At 34.8% G+C, this 20,383-nt stretch carries 15 protein-coding genes; 9 read left to right on the top strand and 6 right to left on the bottom strand.

Features of this window, described 5'->3' with window-relative positions; genetic code table 11:
* The first annotated feature begins 31 nt into the window (after nt 1–31).
* The 4 genes from DMB68_RS04020 (at nt 32) to DMB68_RS04005 (ending at nt 2,384) form a co-directional block, all read left to right on the top strand.
* Nucleotides 32–472, top strand: coding sequence for an adenylyltransferase/cytidyltransferase family protein (locus tag DMB68_RS04020; RefSeq protein WP_110345367.1), 441 nt, complete (start codon nt 32–34; stop codon nt 470–472).
* A gap of 11 nt (nt 473–483) precedes the next feature.
* Complete coding sequence (locus DMB68_RS04015) at nt 484–966, top strand: CinA family protein (protein ID WP_110345366.1); 483 nt, start codon at nt 484–486, stop codon at nt 964–966.
* Between the two features lie 115 nt (nt 967–1,081).
* Nucleotides 1,082–1,483 carry a hypothetical protein gene (locus tag DMB68_RS04010; RefSeq protein WP_110345365.1) on the top strand — a complete coding sequence of 134 codons (402 nt, stop codon included), beginning with the start codon at nt 1,082–1,084 and terminating at the stop codon, nt 1,481–1,483.
* A gap of 226 nt (nt 1,484–1,709) precedes the next feature.
* The gene (locus tag DMB68_RS04005) at nt 1,710–2,384 is read left to right on the top strand and encodes an SRPBCC family protein (protein WP_110345364.1); all 675 of its coding nucleotides are present in this window, start codon (nt 1,710–1,712) and stop codon (nt 2,382–2,384) included.
* A gap of 110 nt (nt 2,385–2,494) precedes the next feature.
* On the opposite strand, the gene DMB68_RS04000 is transcribed toward DMB68_RS04005, so the two are convergent.
* Nucleotides 2,495–2,809, bottom strand: a complete 315-nt coding sequence (locus DMB68_RS04000) for a hypothetical protein (RefSeq protein WP_110345363.1) — start codon at nt 2,807–2,809, stop codon at nt 2,495–2,497.
* 588 nt (nt 2,810–3,397) lie between these two features.
* Here DMB68_RS04000 and DMB68_RS03995 point away from each other — a divergent pair.
* A complete protein-coding gene (locus tag DMB68_RS03995) occupies nt 3,398–3,775 on the top strand; it encodes a response regulator (protein ID WP_110345362.1) in 378 nt (125 codons plus the stop codon).
* A gap of 171 nt (nt 3,776–3,946) precedes the next feature.
* Entirely contained in the window at nt 3,947–7,210 is a 3,264-nt protein-coding gene (locus DMB68_RS03990; protein WP_110345361.1) for a CheR family methyltransferase, read from the top strand.
* A gap of 27 nt (nt 7,211–7,237) precedes the next feature.
* Here the strand turns inward: DMB68_RS03990 and DMB68_RS03985 are convergent, their stop codons facing one another.
* On the bottom strand, nt 7,238–7,690 hold the full coding sequence (locus tag DMB68_RS03985) for a response regulator (protein WP_110345360.1): 453 nt from the start codon (nt 7,688–7,690) through the stop codon (nt 7,238–7,240).
* A 313-nt stretch (nt 7,691–8,003) separates the two neighbouring features.
* Here DMB68_RS03985 and DMB68_RS03980 point away from each other — a divergent pair, with 313 nt between their 5' ends.
* Nucleotides 8,004–8,480, top strand: coding sequence for a hypothetical protein (locus DMB68_RS03980; RefSeq protein WP_110345359.1), 477 nt, complete (start codon nt 8,004–8,006; stop codon nt 8,478–8,480).
* A 62-nt stretch (nt 8,481–8,542) separates the two neighbouring features.
* Here DMB68_RS03980 and DMB68_RS03975 read toward each other — a convergent pair whose 3' ends face one another.
* From DMB68_RS03975 to DMB68_RS03960, 4 genes are all read right to left on the bottom strand, one after another.
* Nucleotides 8,543–9,766, bottom strand: a complete 1,224-nt coding sequence (locus tag DMB68_RS03975) for a sensor histidine kinase (RefSeq protein WP_110345358.1) — start codon at nt 9,764–9,766, stop codon at nt 8,543–8,545.
* Between the two features lie 29 nt (nt 9,767–9,795).
* Nucleotides 9,796–16,155, bottom strand: a complete 6,360-nt coding sequence (locus tag DMB68_RS03970; protein ID WP_110345357.1) for a HAMP domain-containing protein — start codon at nt 16,153–16,155, stop codon at nt 9,796–9,798.
* A gap of 100 nt (nt 16,156–16,255) precedes the next feature.
* Nucleotides 16,256–16,687: a response regulator gene (locus DMB68_RS03965; RefSeq protein WP_110345356.1), complete on the bottom strand. Its 432-nt coding sequence runs from the start codon at nt 16,685–16,687 to the stop codon at nt 16,256–16,258.
* Between the two features lie 32 nt (nt 16,688–16,719).
* Entirely contained in the window at nt 16,720–18,165 is a 1,446-nt protein-coding gene (locus tag DMB68_RS03960) for an ATP-binding protein (RefSeq protein ID WP_165830091.1), read from the bottom strand.
* 222 nt (nt 18,166–18,387) lie between these two features.
* On the opposite strand from DMB68_RS03960, the gene DMB68_RS03955 reads away from it, so the two are divergent.
* Nucleotides 18,388–19,281, top strand: a complete 894-nt coding sequence (locus tag DMB68_RS03955) for a dienelactone hydrolase family protein (RefSeq protein ID WP_110345354.1) — start codon at nt 18,388–18,390, stop codon at nt 19,279–19,281.
* 235 nt (nt 19,282–19,516) lie between these two features.
* Nucleotides 19,517–20,245 (top strand): LOG family protein, encoded by a 729-nt coding sequence (locus tag DMB68_RS03950; RefSeq protein ID WP_110345353.1) that lies wholly within the window; start codon nt 19,517–19,519, stop codon nt 20,243–20,245.
* Nucleotides 20,246–20,383 lie beyond the last annotated feature (138 nt).

Below are 20,383 nucleotides of genomic sequence, written 5' to 3'. Positions count from 1 at the left end.
AATTTATTAACAACGATTAAAAACAGGTAAGATGAAATTAACCAGAACGACAACCGGAATTACATTTAGTGCATTTGATTTATTACATGCAGGACATGTTAGAATGCTTGAGGAAGCAAAACAACACTGTGATTATTTAATTGTAGGATTGCAAACAGATCCGACAATTGACAGACCCGAAAAAAACAAACCCACTCAATCTGTTGTTGAGCGATACATACAACTTAAAGGCTGCAAATTTGTAGATGAGATTATTCCGTATACCACTGAGCAGGATCTTCAGGACATACTTCAGGCACTTCCTATTGATGTTCGTATTCTGGGAGAAGAATATAGAGACAAAAACTTTACCGGCCGCGAATATTGTGACAAAATGGAGATCAAGCTTGTTTTCAATAAACGCAATCATCGTTTCTCCAGTAGCGGACTCCGAAAAGAAGTATATGAACGTGAATGCCTAAAATTAGTATAATATATCCTGATATGCCTTCAGATATTGTTATGAAATGTAGTAAAGCAATAGCATCAAAAGGATGGAATATTGCTTTTGCAGAAAGCGCTACTGCCGGCAGAATGAGTGCTGAATTTGCAATGACCACTCATTCAGGAGAAATTTTACGGGGCGGAATTGTTTGCTATGATGTGTTTGTTAAAGAACAAATCTTAAATATTCCACATGCAATTATTGAAAAATACACGCCCGAGTCTGCTGAAGTAACACAAATATTGGCACAACAGGCATCTAAAATATTTAATTCAAAAATAACAGTCGCTATCACCGGGTTAACAAGCCCGGGTGGTAGCGAAACCCAAGAAAAGCCAGTAGGCACCATTTTCTTCTACATTACAACTCCAACTGAGAAAATAAGTCATAGAGAAGTTTTTCACGGAACTCCTGAAGAAATTGTATTACAAACAATTGATAAAACCGCAAAGCTCATTATTGACAGCATAAGCAGTATATAACTAAACCCATCAATTCAACAGTCTGTAAATTATGTAATTACAAATACTCCTGATGTAATTTTTTAATCCTTCTTACCTGTACTTTAGCAGTATATAACCTCAAAATTTAATTATTATGAACATAGCTGGAAGAGAAAATTACGATCAAAGTGACCTGTATTTTCAAGACAAAATACAATATAAAGATGATGATTCAGTATCAAATGTATTAGATAGTTCTATTACAAATGAAGAGGAACAAAATATTTATAATCAAAATGATCCGGATGAAAACTACAGAGATACGGACGACATAGACCCAGATGATCTTGAACAAGATGAAAATTTTACTGACGCAGATGAACTGAAAGAAGAGGATGATTTGTTTGAAGATAATGATGAAACAGACGACTTAAAGGAAGAGGATGTGGAGAATAATAATTTAGATAAAGATAATTTTCATGATGATGATGAAGATTTAGATGAAGATGATACAGTCAAAAATAAAAGAAACCTGTATCGCGACAGAGACCTTTAAAAGATAAAAAAACAGACTAACCGTTTCTGACTGAACGGTTTTTTTGTGTTTATAACTTCTCCTGTCGACTCTCTCTACTTTAAAAATTTTATTGACGACGTATAACACAGGTTAAATTTGTAATTAATCATCAGAATAGTATAAAACTAAATTAACGTAAACCATTTATTTTTAACATCTTAAACACAATATTTCAATTAAACAAATTGATAAAAAAATAGAAATTATGGAAACGAATGCATTAACACCGACACAAATACAAAAAAAATCAAAATTAAAAACGAATGTTTCGACACTCGAAAGAATTGCAATGATTACCAGTGGGGGTTATTTACTCTACAAAGGCTTATCCGAAGAAAAGAAAAACGTTGCGAAAATTGGCACTGGCAGCACCATGCTTTTAAGAGGATTGTCCGGCTATTGCCCTATCTATGATGCTGTTGATCATTTAAAGAATGATAAAGCTTCTAATGTAAATATCAGAATTAACAGTACAATTAATAAGCCTATTAGTGAAGTTTATACTTTTTGGCGTGATTTTGAAAATCTGCCAAAATTCATGACTCATATTGAATCTGTTAAACCTTTAAGTTATACTACATCTAAATGGACAGCCAAAGGTCCGGCCGGAATTGGAAAACTTTCATGGATAGCCGAAATTGTTAAAGATGAAAAAGAAAGGCTTATCAGTTGGAATTCACTACCGGAATCTTCGATTAAAAATGCCGGAAAAGTTGTTTTCAGGCCAAGTAGCGAAGGGACAGAAATAATTGTTACTATATCTTATCACGCCCCACTTGGAATTGCAGGTGAAGGTGCTGCTAAACTTCTTAATCCTTATTTTGAAAAACTGGTGAAAGAGGATCTTAAAAATTTTAAAACTTATTTAGAATCTAATTGATTCTAATATTTTGTGCTTGCTCAGTTTTAAATAGAAAAGCCTGTAATGACGATTTAAATCATTACAGGCTTTTTCATAAATAGAGTTTAGTTTTGAAAAGTTGGCATAAGTTATTTACCATTATCACTACTAATGGAATCTGTTCTTACTGAAGTATTACCCTTTTGTGTTGTTCCGGCTGATCCTGAGCCGGTTGAACCTTCACCGGTTGCTCCAGTCGTACCTGCTCCATTTGCACCTGTTCCAGTACCGTTTTCTGAATTAGCATTAATAGTATCCATTGTCGGCCCAACAGTATCAACAGTCATTTCTGTAGAATCAATTCCATTTGAATATTCAGTATTCCCATCATTTTTTTTACACGACAACAATAATCCTGTAGTAATAAGCACGAATGCAACCTTTAATATTAGTAATTTTTTCATAATATTATTTATTTAGCTTTTATAATTTGAAATGTAAAACTATTAGCTGCTAAATACTTACAGAATTCTAAATACACCTTACACAATTGTGCATTAAAACATTGTGGTCAATTATCTTAAAATCAATATCAGTTTGAAATGGGTATTATGTAACAAAACATAAAAATTATATAAATTAAATTTTTAACAACAGGATATTTTTATAAGAATTAATTTACCTCATAAATTTAATGATATGAAAAAACTGAACTTTTCAATTATTTTACTCACTGTTTTTATTTCACTTATAAATTCTAATTGTTCCCCTCATTGTGATGATGAAGACTATACAAGAGATCAAAACGAAGCAGTCCTGCATCAAAAAGATTCACTGAAAATCCTTGTAGATTAATCCACTTACAACTTTATTAAAGACTTCTAATTCTAATAATTAATATTATTTATGAAAAAAATCTACTTTGTGTTATATATAATTGTTTTTATGTGTTCATACAGTCCTGAAACTGCATAATACATTATTGAAATCTACCTTTCTCTTTAGAATCATAATTTTATTTAATTATGATATAATTTTCAATTAAAGCAATTATGAGATATAAAAACATTTTACAGATTGATGACGATTATGATGACTGCGATTTCTTTTTAGAGGCACTCGAAGAAGTATCGGCCGCTGCCTCGTATACTGCAATACATAATCCTGTTCAGGCATTACAGAAACTTGTCTGTAATGAAATACATCCGGATGTCATTTTCTTAGATATTAACATGCCTATGATGAATGGTATGGAATTATTAGTTGAAATGAATAAAAAAGAACTAATAAAACACATCCCCGTAATAATACTTTCTACCTCAATACCCTCAGACTTCGAAAATAAATTTCAGGATTTGGGTGCGGCAGGTTATTATGTAAAGCCAAATGATTTTGGCGCAATGAAAACTATTTTACGTAATATTGTATAGAATTTTACTTATAAATAAATTTGACCAGAATTTCTATTAAAAGAGGCTTAGTCATATCCTAACCACTTCAATTTATAGTTTTGAACCTAAAATCTTACATAATTTCCACTTGACTATAAAAGCTTTAGTTTTATAGTATAACACTGGTTATCTTTGTTGAAAATTTTTCTCATGAAAGTAACCGAAACCGATGAAATCAAATATATAGCCAAAAAATTTCCAATTGTTGGTATTGGTGCATCTGCCGGAGGATTAGATGCTTTTAAAAAGGTAGTTTCAGCAATATCGCCAGATTCAGGAATGGCATATGTTATTGTCCAGCACTTATCACCGGATTATCCCAGCAGTCTTACGGAAATACTTTCACAATATGCCCATATACCTGTACACGAAATTATTAGCAATATAAATCTGTTACCGAATAATATCTACGTTATTCCGGAAAACAATCTTCTCATAGCAGAAGAAGGTTTTTTAAAACTTAAGCAAATAACCCGAAGCGAAAAACGAAATAACAGCATCGATATTTTTTTTGAATCACTTGCTGATGTCTACAGAACATTTGCTATTGGAGTTATACTTTCCGGCACTGGTTTTGACGGTACAGTAGGGTTTAAAAAAATCAAGGAATTAGGAGGTGCTACAATAGTGCAGGATCCTGACACTTCAGCTTACAAAGGAATGCCTCAGAGCGCTATAGATACTGACGCAGCTGATTACGTTCTGGCTCCTGAAAAAATCCCATCACAATTGATGGAAATACGCAATAGCTATATTTCAAATTATGGTTATACAGAAGAAGAACATATTCCCGGAAACGACGAGGAAATTATCTTACAAATCATTAACCTTATTTTTTCGAGAACAGGTAATGATTTTAGACATTACAAACACCCTACTATAAGACGCCGCATAGCGCGAAGGATGGTTATAGCAGAGAAAAGTACCATAGAAGATTATTATAATTTTTTAAGAAACAGTAAAAATGAGCAGGATCTCTTATTTAGTGATTTCTTAATTCATGTAACTTATTTTTTCAGAGATTCTGAAGCTTTTGAAAATCTGTCCAAAAATGTTTTTCCATCATTAATCAAAAATATCACAAATAACAACCTGCGAATCTGGGTAGCAGGATGTTCCACAGGAGAGGAAGCCTATTCTTTAGCTATTTGTCTTCATGAATATTTTTTGAAAACCAATAGTAAAGACATTAAGGTACAGATTTTTGCTTCTGACATATCAGAGAAATGCATCACAAAAGCCAGGTCCGGCGTTTATTCTTATCAGGATGTTCAGGCGGTGTCAGAGGAAAGATTGCATAATTATTTTACTAAAAGTGATGGCAATTACCATATTAACAAAGTTATTCGCGATATGTGTATTTTTGCCGTACATAATTTTGTAAAAGATCCTGCCTTTGCAAGAATCGATTTAATTACCTGCCGAAATACACTCATCTATTTTGATCCTTATCTGCAAAATAAAGTTTTAGGTACTTTTCATTATTCATTAAAAGAAAAAGGCCTGCTGTTTCTTGGAAAATCAGAATCAGTAACCCATTCTCAGGATTTATTTGAGAGCGTGAAAAAACATGAAAGAATTTATGCTCGCAAGTTTGTACCGGGAAAATATAATACACAGTCATTTAAACCTGTACCGGGCAATTTACAGGTAAAATTGCAATCTGAAGTAAAAGCGTTTCCGGAAGATGATTTCAGAAAAATCACTTCAGACATTTTACTAACGAAATATACTCCGGCCAGTGTAATTATTAATAAAAATCTTGACATTGTACATTTTCATGGTGACACCAGTCCATTTTTAGCTCCTTCACCAGGAAAACCAAATTTTAATATTTTAAAAATGGCCCGTGAAGGGATTGGTTTTGAATTACAGAATGCTATTTCAAAAATAAAAGAAGAAAAGGAAAACATCCGAAAAGACGATATTAAGGTTAAGGCACAATCCTATCAGATTTCTTTTGAAATATTTTTACTTCCAAATGATGATGAGCACCTTATGATTCTTTTTTATAAGATGCCGCTCCCTGAAGATAAAAAGCTACATGATAATTCAGCGCAAAAACGTATCGATGAACTTGAGAGAGAGTTGACACAATTAAGGGAAAACATAAAAAGAATAACCGAAGAGCAACAAACTGCTTTTGAAGAATTACAAACAAGTCATGAAGAATTACTCAGTAGTGGAGAAGAACTGCAGGCGATGAATGAAGAACTGGAAACTACAACAGAAGAACTTCAGTCGAACAATGAAGAACTGATGTGCCTAAATGACGAACTTATCGATCGTCAGAAACAGCTCATATCAATGCGTAATTATTCCGAATTAATTGTTAAAACCATTCGTGAGCCATTATTAGTTGTAAGCAAGGACTTTATCGTTAAGAGTGCCAATCCGGCATTTTACGAATATTTTAATACAAACGAAAAAATTACTGAGGGCTTCAGTCTTTTTGAAATTGGAAATTGCCAATGGGACATTCCGGAATTTAAGCAGCAATTAATTAAAGTAGACCCTGAATTTTCGGTAGAAAATTTAAAAATAGATATTATCTGTGCTGGCAAAGAGAAAAAAAACATTATAGTAAATGCCAGTCTTATACTCAATTCAACACCTGAGGGTTTGATTCTTCTGGCCCTCGAAGATATTACGGATTTAGTAACTACAAATGAATTATTGACAAATAAAAATATTGAATTACAAAAACACAACGAGCAGCTTGAGGCTTTTACATCTGCAGCAAGTCATGATTTACAGGAACCTCTCCGAAAAATTCATATGTTCTGCAAAAGAATTTTTGAGAATGAACAAGGCTTAAGTGAAACCGCAAAACATAATCTCGAACGTGTGCTGTTCTCAGTTAATAATATGAGTCAGTTAATGGCCGACCTTATTAACTATTCCAGAATTACTTTTGTAAAAAAAGAATATAAAAAAACAGATCTAAATGTAGTGCTGAAAAAAACAGTTGCTGATATTAAGGACTCTGTTTTAGAAAAAAAGGCTAAAATTACTATTTTGCCACTTCCTCAAATTAATATTATCTCCTATCAGATACAGCAGCTTTTTACAAATTTAATCCTCAACTCTATTAAGTATATAAAAGAGGGCATTATACCGGAAATTAAAATTGAAGCAATAGAGCCCCAGACTGAAGAAATACTTGAAATTGGAGGAAATAAAGATATTAAGTATGTGAAAATTTGTGTAAGCGATAACGGTATTGGCTTTAGTCAGGAATACGCTTCTAAAATTTTTGATCCTTTTTTCAGACTGCACAATAATGATCAGTATCACGGCAGTGGTTTGGGATTAACACTGGTTAAGAAAATAGCTGCAAATCATGAAGGATTTATAAAAGTATCCAGCAAAACAGATCAGGGAACTACTTTTTACATTTACTTACCTCAATAAAGAAAGGCACCAAAATGGTGCCTTTCTTTATTGAGTGTCGCTGGTTTTTATTGTTTTTTTAGTATGCTGAACAATTGATTTCGATTTTAGCCAGTAATCGATTATTGTTTTTATAATTTTTTTGAATTCAACATAATCATAAGGCTTGACAAAGTAACTTTGCGTAGGTATCGAATAAGGATCAATTACATACGTCTGATTAAAAGATGTCGTAAAAAAAAGATAGGGACAATTAAACAATGTACCTACATTATCAATATTAGTTTCTATCACTTTATGATTCATAATATTCAACAAAACAATATCCGAAAAGAAAAGAAACGGTTTGATTTTATGTCGCAGCAAATGTTTGCAGGCAGTTTCCGGGTTATTAAAATAGATTACCTGATTTGGATAATTCAATTCAGAAAAAACCTCTATAAATAACTTACGATCTCCCTGCTTATTTTCAATAATTACTATAGGTCCTTTTTTATTCATAAGTCATTTGGATAAATTAATTCATACATAATTACTCGGCATTATTCAAAAAAAAATAAATTTACGTAGCAAATATTTTAAAATACAGACAAAAAAACTTACAAAATATATTTTTTAGGTTATATAATTTACATTGTATTTAATTATTGAGTGCTTTTTATGTTTTCCAAATTTATTTTCAAAACAAAAAATTAACACTCTGCAAATTATATAATTACCAAACAAAATTCTATAAATTAAAAAAAATGATTTTAGGTTAACTTTGATTTTTACAGCTTTTGTAACAACAGAAATAACTTTTAAATCATTTATTATGACAACACAACACCAGGAAAATTACGGTCGGGATGTTCGTAGTTTTCATCATCCGGAAGACGATATGAGACCATTTTCAGATGTAACTAATCAGGATTTGGACAATGAAAGTTATATAGACCAATATGAAAGAGATAATGATGATGAAGAAATTGTAAATCAGGATGATGATATCATCAACAATGAAGATGATGATGAATTAAATAATCAATTTTCTAATGCGTTAGAACGAGATAATGAATATGAGGCTGCAAATAATCCCGACACTAATTTTTATGCAGATGAATGGGATAATGAAACAGGTTTAAACGATATTGATGACGATCTTGAAGAAGATTATGATGAAAATGATCGCGATCTTAATAATTCTGCCACAGATAATTCGAAACAGGATCCACTTGATCTGGAATATGATCTTGATCAGGATCTGGAAGAAACAGATCCGGTAAACAGTCCGAGAGTTTTTAGATATTAGACTTATAAAACAAAACCATTAACTTTAATGGTTTTGTTTTTGTGTAAATTTTAAAAATTACTCTAATAAGGAATGTAAATATTGAATGTGGCTCCTTTCATGGGTTCGCCTGTGGCATTTATAAAGCCATCATGGTTTTCAATTATTTTCTTAACAATGGCAAGCCCAATTCCGGTTCCTTCATACAAATCCCGGCCATGTAATTTCTGAAAAACTCCAAATATCTTTTCATTGTGCTCCTGCTCAAAACCTATTCCGTTATCTCCAAAACTAATATGACAGTATTTAACGTTAGGTAATAACTGCACATCATTTAAAACTGAGCTATCAACAAAACGGCTTTTAATCGTAATTTGTAATGGAATTTCCGGCTGTGAAAACTTAATGGCATTATGAATCATATTTTCCATTAATTGAACAAACTGAAACGGAATAGCCTTAATATTATCATGAAAATCAGTAACAATAACAGCATTTTTTTCTGATAAATTTTCATATAAAGCTGCTTTTACATCAGCAATAATAGCATTTAAATCTACTGTTTCAAACCTTCTGTCATCAAGAGTTGCGCGGGAAAAAGTAAGAAGACTGTTGATAAGCTCACGCATTCTGTTAGTCGCATAAAGAATCCTGTTAAACCTGGCTTTACCATCTTCTGATAAATTTGGATATTCATTTGCCATGATAAGATTCGCAAAAGTCTGAATTTTTCTCAAAGGCTCCTGAAGATCATGACTTGATATGTAGGTAAAAGCATCAAGCTCCATATTTTTCTTCTTAAGTTCTTCTGCATGTTTTGCAATAGCTTCATATTGAGAAGCAAGCTTGGCATTGTTTTTTAAAATGATTTCATTGAGAGCCTGTGTTTCTTCTTCCTTCTTTTTTAACTCCTGATTTTTTCGGAACAATTCGGTAAAAACCATCACTTTGGCCTGCAAAATTTCTGGTGCCAACGGCTTAATCATGTAATCAACCGCGCCTGACTGATAGCCTTTAAATATATACTCATTAGTATTCATGTTGGCTGTCAAAAAGATAATAGGAACATGTTTGAGTTTATCACTCTGCCGAATTAATTCAGCGGTTTCAAAACCATCCATCAATGGCATTTGCACGTCCATAAGTATAATTGCAAAATCCTGATTTTTCAACAGAATCCGCAGGGCATCCTTTCCTGATGTTGCTTCAACAAACTGATAACCACGATCAGCCAGGATAACTTGCAAAGAAAGCAGGTTTTCTTTTTTGTCATCCACAATCAGGATTTTTATTGCGTTGTCTTTCATTCTGTTTTTATATTGAAATCTAATTTGAATTATTTAAGCCACACACGCATCAATGAAGACAGCTGTTCTACATTTACAGGTTTGGTCATATAATCTGAGGCACCTGATTCTATACAGCGCTGTCTGTCTCCTTTCATCGCCTTTGCCGTTACAGCAATAATAGTAAGATCTTTATGTTTAGAGTCTTTACGAATGCGTTTCATCGTTTCATAACCATCCATTTCCGGCATCATGATATCCATTAAAACAATATCAATGGTTTTATCTTCATTAATTAAATCAATGGCTTCCTGACCACTTTCGGCACTGATAACATTTAATCCATAACGTTCTAAAGCAGTAGTCAATGCAAACAGGTTACGTACATCATCATCTACAAGCAATACTTTTTTGCCCGGAAGCACATCATCTTTTAAATAAAATGATTCTATTACTTCTCTCATAGTATCAGGCAATTCTTTATGAACACGATGCATAAATAAGGCTGTCTGATCAATTAATTCGTCCATTGAAGTAGCACTCTTTGTGATGATACTATGCGCAAATCTGTTGAGTTTCGCTTTTTGTTTCTTGGTAACATCACCGGCAGAGTGTATAATAATGGCTGTTTCCTGACCTGTTATATTATTTTCTAAGTCGGTAATAATTTCAAGTCCATCTGCGTCGGGCAGTTTTAAGTCTAATATAATACAATCAAACGAATGATCTCTCAAAAGTGCAACTGCCTGAGTAGCCGTTTTAGCGTAGAATATTGTAATATCATCGCCATCTACAGCTTGTAATATTCTGTCTAATTCTGCCTGATTATCATCAACTACAAGCAGGTTTTTTACCTTTTTATTCTTAAAATCATGAATATCATTAAACAAATAATTTAATGAATCATTCTTTACCGGTTTTACGAAAAAATTTCTCGCACCGCGCTTAAGGCCTTTATTTCTTTCGTCTTCACCCGAAATAATATACACTGGAATGTGACGTAAATTAAAATCCGTTTTTAATCTGTCCAGAATTTTCCATCCGCTGGTATCCGGCATATTTAAATCCATTGTGATGGCATGGGGACGAAACTGATTGATAAAGTCAATTACATCATTTCCTTTGGTAGTAACAATCGCTTTAATACCATGAATATGTGCCTGCTCCAGCATAATTCTCGCAAAAATCAAATTATCCTCAGCAATCAGTAATACTTTGTCATCCGGCTTAATATCGGTTCTGTCATCTCCTACTTCATCCACAAAGAACAAATCAATATCAGATCTGTTGAATTTTTCTGATGGCAATGATTTAATTCGGCCTTTTACATCATTTTCTTCATTTACATCTATATTTTCTACCTCAGCAACATGAACGTACTTTAAAGGAAGGAATAAGGTAAATTTACTTCCTACGTTCGTTTCACTTTCCAGTTCAATACTTCCACCAAGCAAATCTGAAAGTCCACGGCTGATAGAAAGCCCCAGACCAGTTCCTCCATATTTACGGCTTGTAGAACCTTCCGCCTGTTGGAACGCTTCAAAAATGATATTCTGCTTCTCTTTAGAAATACCAATTCCGGTATCTGAAATTTCGAAAGCTACAACGTTCTCTGCATTTTCAAGGCTGAGATTATTGGTTTTCCAATTGTTATTAGCTTTATAAATTTTCAGTTTTACTTCTCCTTTTTCCGTAAATTTAAACGAATTAGAAAGTAAATTTTTCAAAATCTGATTTAATCGCTGCGAATCGGTTTCCATTACTTCAGGAAGATCATCATCCATAATAATATTAAAACGAAGGTGTTTGGCTTCTGAGATCGGATTGAAAGTAGAAGCTACAAATCGGCTGATTTCATCAAAACTAATCGGATTGTAATCAACAGAAATATATCCGGATTCGATTTTAGATAAATCCAGAATGTCATTAATCAGCTGAATAAGGTCATCTCCACATGAGTTGATTGTTTTGGCAAACTGAATTTGTTTTTCTGATAAATTACCGTCTCTATTTGCAATTAATTCGTTTGCCAAAATCTGCAAACTGTTTAATGGAGTTCGAAGTTCATGTGACATATTCGCTAAAAACTCCGATTTATATTTGGATGTTAATGTCAGCTGGTCGGCTTTTTCTTCCAATGCCTTTCTCGCTACCTCAACTTCCTGATTTTTAAGCTCTACTTCTTCTTTTTGATTCGCTAATAAGAAAGCTTTCTCTTCCAGTTCTTCATTGGTGTTTTTCAATACTTCCTGCTGACTTTTAAGCTCACCCGCCAAAGATTGGGACTGAACCAGTAATTCTTCTGTTCTTGAATTCGATTCGATCGTATTCAATACAATACCAATACTTTCTGTTAATCCTTCGAGGAAATCTAAGTGAGTTTCGCTAAAAGTATCCAATGATGCCAATTCGATAACCGCTTTTAATTGTCCCTCAAATAATACCGGTAAAATAATAACATCTTTTGGTTTTGCATCTCCAAGCCCGGAATTGATTTTGATATAATCTTTCGGTACATTACTCAAAATAATTCTTTCTTTTTCAACCGCAACCTGACCTATAAGTCCCTCTCCCATTGCATATTGCGTTGGAGAATTTTTCCTTTTAATGTAAGCATAAGAAGCAATCAGATTCAGTTTTGAATCTTCAAAATTTTCCCCTTCCTGTAAAATATAAAAAAGTCCGTGTTGTGCAGTTACAACGGTTGCTAGCTCAGAAAGGATTTTCTTGGTAACCGAATTTAATTCCTTTTGCCCCTGAAGCATTTGGGTAAACTTAGCCAAATTCGATTTCAGCCAGTCTTGTTCCTGATTTCTTAAAGTTGTTGCTTTCAGGTTCGAAATCATCTGGTTAATGGTATCTTTCAAAGCTTCCACCTCACCTTTGGCTTCAACACCAATAGTTCTAGTTAAATCCCCTTGTGTTACCGCTGATGCCACCTCAGAAATAGCTCGTACCTGAGTTGTTAAGTTTGCCGCAAGCTGATTTACGTTTTCTGTTAAGTTTTTCCAGGTTCCGGAAGCTCCCGGTACATTCGCCTGACCTCCCAGTTTACCTTCAGCTCCTACCTCACGTGCCACAGTTGTTACCTGATCGGAGAAGGTTGCCAGCGTATCAATCATTTCGTTGATCGTGTCGGTTAATTGTGCAACTTCACCTTTAGCATCAATCGATAGTTTTTGTTTTAAGTTTCCTTTTGCTACAGATGTTACTACTTTTGCGATTCCACGTACCTGAGAAGTTAAGTTAGAAGCCATTAAGTTAACCGAATCCGTTAAATCTTTCCAGGTTCCCGCAACCCCTTTTACTTCAGATTGTCCTCCCAGTTTTCCTTCCGTTCCTACTTCACGCGCCACACGCGTAACCTCAGATGAAAAGGAATTCAACTGTTCCACCATCGTATTAAACGTATTTTTCAAATCGAGGATTTCTCCCTTAACATCCACCGTAATTTGTTTCGAAAGGTCACCGTTTGCTACCGCTTTGGTTACATCGGCAATGTTTCGAACCTGACCGGTTAAGTTGGATGCCATCTGATTCACCGAATCCGTTAAATCTTTCCACGTTCCGGCAACTCCGGGTACAAATGCCTGTCCTCCTAATTTTCCATCGGTTCCTACCTCACGTGCTACACGCGTTACCTCAGAAGCAAAAGCACGAAGCTGATCCACCATGGTATTTACGGTTTCTTTCAATTGAAGAATTTCTCCACGTACATCGGCCGTAATTTTCTTGGACATATCCCCATTAGCAACGGCGATTGTTACCTCAGCAATATTACGTACCTGTGTGGTTAAGTTACCCGCCATCTGATTCACCGAATCGGTCAAATCCTTCCACGTTCCGGCAACACCCGGTACATTTGCCTGACCTCCCAGTTTTCCTTCGGTTCCTACCTCACGAGCCACACGGGTTACCTCAGAAGCAAACTCCCTTAACTGGTCCACCATCGTGTTTAGGGTTTCTTTTAATTGCAGAATTTCTCCACGCACGTCAACGGTAATTTTTCGGGACATATCCCCATTGGCAACGGCAATCGCTACATCGGCAATATTACGTACCTGAGCAGTTAAGTTACCCGCCATTTGGTTCACCGAATCTGTTAAATCTTTCCAGGTTCCGGCAACTCCTGGTACATTTGCCTGACCACCGAGTTTTCCTTCTGTACCTACCTCACGAGAAACCCTTGTTACCTCCGAAGCAAAGTCACGGAGCTGATCCACCATCGTATTAATGGTATTTTTAAGTTCTAAGATTTCTCCTTTTACGTCCACGGTAATCTGACGTGATAAATCGCCTTTTGCCACCGCTGTTGTTACCTCAGCAATGTTACGTACCTGAGCAGTAAGGTTTCCCGCCATCTGGTTAACCGAATCCGTTAAATCTTTCCAGGTTCCACCAACACCTTCAACCTGAGCCTGTCCTCCGAGTTTCCCTTCGGTTCCTACCTCACGTGCTACACGGGTTACCTCAGATGCAAATGAGTTCAGCTGCCCCACCATCGTATTAATCGTATTTTTAAGCTCAAGGATTTCCCCTTTTGTATCTACGGTAATCTGGCGGGATAAATCGCCTTTTGCTACGGCGGTTGTTACCTCAGCAATATTACGTACCTGACCGGTTAAGTTGGATGCCATCTGATTAACAGAATCCGTTAAATCTTTCCAGGTTCCGCCCACACCTTTTACTTTTGCCTGACCTCCCAGTTTTCCTTCGGTACCAACCTCAAGCGCCACACGCGTTACCTCAGATGAAAATGAGTTCAGCTGATCCACCATCGTATTGATGGTTTTCTTAAGCTCCAGAATCTCTCCTTCAGCAACAGCTGTAATTTTTTTCGAAAGGTCACCATTTGCTACCGCCGTTGTTACCTCGGCAATATTACGTACCTGACCTGTAAGATTTGATGCCATCTGATTCACGGAATCTGTTAAATCTTTCCAGGTTCCACCAACTCCTTTTACTTTTGCCTGACCTCCCAGCTTTCCTTCCGAACCAACCTCACGTGCCACACGGGTTACCTCGGCACCAAAGGAGTTCAGCTGATCCACCATCGTATTAATTGTATTTTTAAGCTCCAGAATTTCCCCTGCAACGTTTACTGTAATTTTTTTAGATAAATCGCCTTTTGCAACTGCTGTGGTTACCTCGGCAATATTACGTACCTGACCGGTTAAGTTACTCGCCATCTGGTTTACAGAGTCGGTCAAATCTTTCCAAACCCCACCAACACCTCGTACTTTTGCCTGACCTCCCAGTTTTCCTTCTGAACCTACCTCAACCGCCACACGGGTTACCTCTGAAGAAAATGAGTTCAGCTGATCCACCATTGTGTTGATGGTATTTTTAAGTTCAAGGATTTCTCCTTTTACGTCAACAGTAATTTTTTTAGAAAGATCACCTTTTGCTACCGCTGTGGTTACATCGGCAATATTACGCACCTGACCGGTTAAGTTGGATGCCATCTGGTTTACCGAATCGGTCAAATCTTTCCAGGTTCCTCCTACACCTTTTACCTGTGCCTGACCTCCCAGTTTTCCTTCGGTTCCTACCTCACGTGCCACACGCGTTACCTCAGAAGAAAAGGAGTTCAGCTGATCCACCATCGTATTGATGGTATTTTTAAGTTCGAGGATTTCTCCTTTTACGTCAACAGTAATTTTTTTAGATAAATCTCCTTTTGCTACCGCCGTGGTTACATCGGCAATATTACGTACCTGACCGGTTAAGTTACTCGCCATTTTGTTTACAGAGTCGGTCAAATCTTTCCAAACACCACCAACTCCTCTTACTTTTGCCTGACCTCCCAGTTTACCTTCTGTACCTACCTCACGCGCCACACGGGTTACCTCCATCGAGAAAAGGTTTAGCTGCTTCACCATTCCGTTTACCTCTTTTGCAATTCTAAGGAATTCTCCCTGAAGCGGATTCCCTTCAATAGAAAGCGGCATTTCCTGTGACAGATTTCCCTTTGCTACCGAAGTAATTACGTGTGCAATTTCAATAGTCGGATGCACAAGATCTGATATCAGTGTATTAACCGAATCTACGCAGGAACTCCAGGAACCTCTTGCACCGTCAAGTGCCACACGATTCGTTAGTTTTCCCTGCTTACCGATGCTTTTACCTACCTTTTGGAATTCAAAAACCATTCTTTCGTTTAGGTCTATGATTTCGTTTAAAGTTTCGCAAATAGATCTTTTTGTCCCATTTTGATCGGTTGGAAAGCGCTGAGTGAAATTACCGTTTTTAACTTTGAGCAAAATCTTCAGAAACTCCGCATCTGTCAAAATAGACTCCTCCAAATCTGCTTTCTTCACTTTGGTTTTTATAGGTTTTTCTCCAGCAAGAACCGGAAGTACTACTACACTTTCAGGATTTTGTGTATTGTTATTTTTTATTTTTTTCATATTCCCAATCTTATATAGAATGATTTAAAAAATTCTGGCAACCAAATTATCATAACTTAAAATTCCAATAATAAACCTCTAAGTTATCATTAAAAAACATTTATATGTTTTCATCAAGCAATATTTTCCTTAAATGAAATTGGACAAAAGCATCCATAGAATCAGGTCTTTTCGAATTATCCGTATAATTCAAAGGTTTGATGATATAACCTGATATTCCTAATTTTTCTGCTTCAAATCTGTCATCACCTTCAGAAGAAGTAGTCATTATAAAAACTTTTAAATTCTTAAGTTTTTTATCCTCTCTTATTTCCTTTAAAAACTCTATTCCGTTCATTCTTGGCATATTAATATCCAAAAGGATAACATCCGGAATCAATCCCAAATTTGTATCCCTAAGGACTTTTAAGGCTTCAATACCATTATAAGCTGTATGAAGTACATATTCACTACCAATTTTTTTTAAAGAACGCTCTACACTTATGATGTCCAGTTCATCATCTTCTATTAATAAAATTGTTGGTTTTTTCATTTAGTTATTACTATTTGTAAAAGTTTGTCGTCTTAATTATTTCTCCACGTAAAGATAAATTCAGCACCTTCTCCCAATGCCGATTTTACGGTAATGGATTCTTGTTGGTCATCTATTATTTTTTTTACAATTGCCAAGCCTACACCAGTACTTTCCTGTTCATTCTGTTCGCGAAGTGTCTGAAATATTTCGAATATTTTTTGATGGAATTCTACCGCAATTCCAATTCCATTATCTCTTACTGAAAATTCATAAAAGTTAGGAAATATTTTGCATTTAATCTGAATTATTCCTCCTTTCTCCTGTGGCGTGTATTTTACTGCATTACTTATCAAATTAGCAAAAACCTGTTCGAGCTTGATTCTTTCTGTAAACAAATCGGGCAAATCACCTATTTCAAATGTAAAAGTTCTAGGGATTATAGAATCTGCAATTTCCTGAACAAGGGCATTTGTATTTATTTTTTCTGATGGGGTTTTGAGATTCAATCTTGCATAATCCAATAGACCGTTAATGAGTGCCTCCATACGCTGTGTCTTTTGGGGGATAATCCTTAGATACCTTTTAAGAGCCGGCGAAAGTTCATTAGCATGATCTTCTTCAATCCATGTAATAACATTATGAATGCCACGAATGGGAGCTTTCAAATCATGAGAAACTACATACGCAAATTTATTCAGCTCAGCATTTCTGTTTTTTAATTCATGAATATTTTTATCTAACTTTTCAGACATTCTATTTAAAGAAACAGCCAGAGCAGATAATTCATCGTTACCCGTATCTTTAACACGGGTGAAATTACCTTTTGAAATATTTTCGGCAAGGCTTACCATTAAATTGATTCTTTTAGTCGTAACCACCAAGATAAACGCAGTACTAAACACGCCTACTACGATCGTTAATGTAAGGAAAATAAGGGAAAATGTATGGGCGTTTTTTAAGGAAATCAGTAATCTGTCCGTATGGCGTTTCCTCATTTTATATTCTATTTTATCAAATCTTGAAAATTTGGCATTAATAGCATCATTTATTTTTTTTCCAACGTGCTTTTTCAATGAACTATCAAACAGATTTTGATACGAATTGGGAAACTTTTCCCTCGAATATATCAATTGAGCAGAATAGCTGAGCCAATTGTTATGCAAGTTTTTGATTGAATCTAATATTCCACGCTGTTTGTTGCCATCACCAATCCGAAGCTGCTGCTCTTTTATGAGTTTGGGTACAATTTGACTTCCTTTAAAGTAAGCGTCTAGAAAAGTCTCATCATTTGTAAGCAAATAACCCCGAAAAGCACTCTGCATTTCAATAATAGCTTTATGGGTTTTATTCGAATTTCGAATTATCTCTTCTGACCTGGCAAGAAACTGTGAATTAAGCTGTACTTTTTTTGACAGCATATAATTAGTATAAGAATCAGCAACAGACAATAAAATTATCAGGGTAAATGCTAAAAGTATTTGATACGATAATTTCATCATTAAAAATTAAATATGCTTACAAATATGTTAGCTGTAATTTATACATTTAATAAAAATAGTAAAAAAAGATATAGTTCCTTAAATAACTTTTAATTCGATGCCATACTTTTAAAAAACATGATACATTATTCAAAATTGTAAAAAAAACACTCTTAATTGTTTTTTTTTTACTTTTATATTTTTGAACTTTTTTTCTAAATTATTCTAAATAATTAACATATGCGGAAATTAACCAAAGAAGATATATCCCAGGAAATATTTGATTTATACGATGACTATGCTCACAATAAAATTGAGCGAAGACAGTTTATTGAAAAACTCTCCATTTTTGCTGTAGGAGCTATCACCCTTCCTTCTCTTTTAAGTTTTATGACACCAAATTATGTCGATAGTATTTTGATTCAGCCAACTGATCCAAGATTAAAAACACAATACATCAATTATGATTCCCCAAAAGGAGGAGGAAACATCAAGGGACAGTTATCCCAGCCTGCAGAAACTAAGAAAAAATTACCAGGAATTATTGTTGTACATGAAAACAGGGGATTAAACCCTTATATTGAAGATGTGGGAAGAAGGACTGCAATAGAAGGGTTTATTACTTTGGCACCTGATGCTTTATCTCCACTAGGTGGATATCCAGGCAATGATGATGCCGGACGTGAACTCCAAAAAAAACGAACCCGAGAAGAAATGCTGGAGGATTTTATTGCCGCATACGAATATCTGAAATCACACAAAGATTGTAATGGATCTGTTGGCGTTGTCGGGTTTTGTTTTGGCGGATGGATTTCGAATATGATGGCAGTAAAAATACCTTCTTTATCAGCTGCAGTTCCGTATTACGGCGGACAGCCCACCAAAGATGAAGCAGAAAAAATAAATACTCCGCTCCTTTTGCATTACGCGGAGCTTGATACACGTGTCAATGAAGGCTGGCTTGCTTTTGAGGAAATACTGAATAAAAATAAAGTTGAAAATATTGCTTATTTCTACCAGGGGGTTAACCACGGTTTTCACAACAACACAACACCAAGATATGATGAAGCAGCAGCTACTTTATCATGGAAAAGAACTATTGATTTTTTTAAAGAGAAACTTGTAAAAAAATAATCAAAAAAAATGAATTTAGTCCCCTAAAGACAATAGGAATGAAGTAGTTAAATGAAACAACTTTATTTTTGAGGGAATTAATAACCGATTTTTATAACAATTTTCAAAAAAAGAGTTAATTTAGTGCAACAGCTTTGTCAGGGTTTTAAACATTTGACAAAGCTGTTGTCTTCTGATATAAATTGAAATTACACCGAAGAAACCAAAGAATAAAATAAAATTAATAATACACAAAATGAGATTAGAAGATTTTGACAATGATGAGGATAAAGTAATTCAGGATCGTTTGAAACAAAAAACGTGGAATGAAATCAGGACCAATGACAGCTGGGCAATTTTTAAAATCATGGCCGAGTTTGTAAACGGTTATGAAAGTATGGGGCGTATTGGTCCGTGTGTGTCAATTTTTGGATCAGCAAGGACAAAACCGGATGACAAATATTATTTGCTTGCCGAAAAAATTGCTTACAAAATTAGTAAAGCCGGTTACGGTGTTATCACAGGTGGTGGTCCAGGAATTATGGAAGCAGGAAATAAAGGCGCACATTTAGGCGGAGGAACTTCTGTTGGTTTGAATATTGAACTGCCTTTTGAACAGCATTTCAATCCCTACATTGATCATGATAAAAACCTGAATTTTGATTACTTTTTTGTTCGAAAAGTAATGTTTGTAAAATATTCACAAGGATTTGTAGTGATGCCTGGAGGATTTGGAACATTAGACGAAATGTTTGAAGCCATTACCCTGATTCAGACTAAAAAAATTGGAAAATTCCCTATTATATTAGTAGGTGTTGAATTTTGGTCAGGATTGATTGACTGGGTAAAAACCGTTTTGGTTGAAAAAATGCAGACGGTAAGCCCAGATGATTTAAACTTATTCAAAATTGTAGATACTGAAGATGAAGTAGTTGATGTGCTGGACAAATTCTACAAGAAATACGATTTAAGTCCAAACTTTTAATATTTTTTACCATATAAATAATATAAGTCCATTAAATTGACCCGTATAAAACTTATATTTTCTTAATTACTTATATGTTTAAATAAATATCGTAAAAAAAGAAGGCTGTTTAAAAACAGCTTTTTTTATATTATTTTT

This window comes from Flavobacterium hydrophilum (genome assembly GCF_003202405.1).
GTDB classification, from domain to species: Bacteria; Bacteroidota; Bacteroidia; order Flavobacteriales; family Flavobacteriaceae; genus Flavobacterium; species Flavobacterium hydrophilum.
The sequence above is the reverse complement of the archived record's forward strand: the minus strand, read 5'-3'. Positions and strand labels throughout refer to the sequence as shown.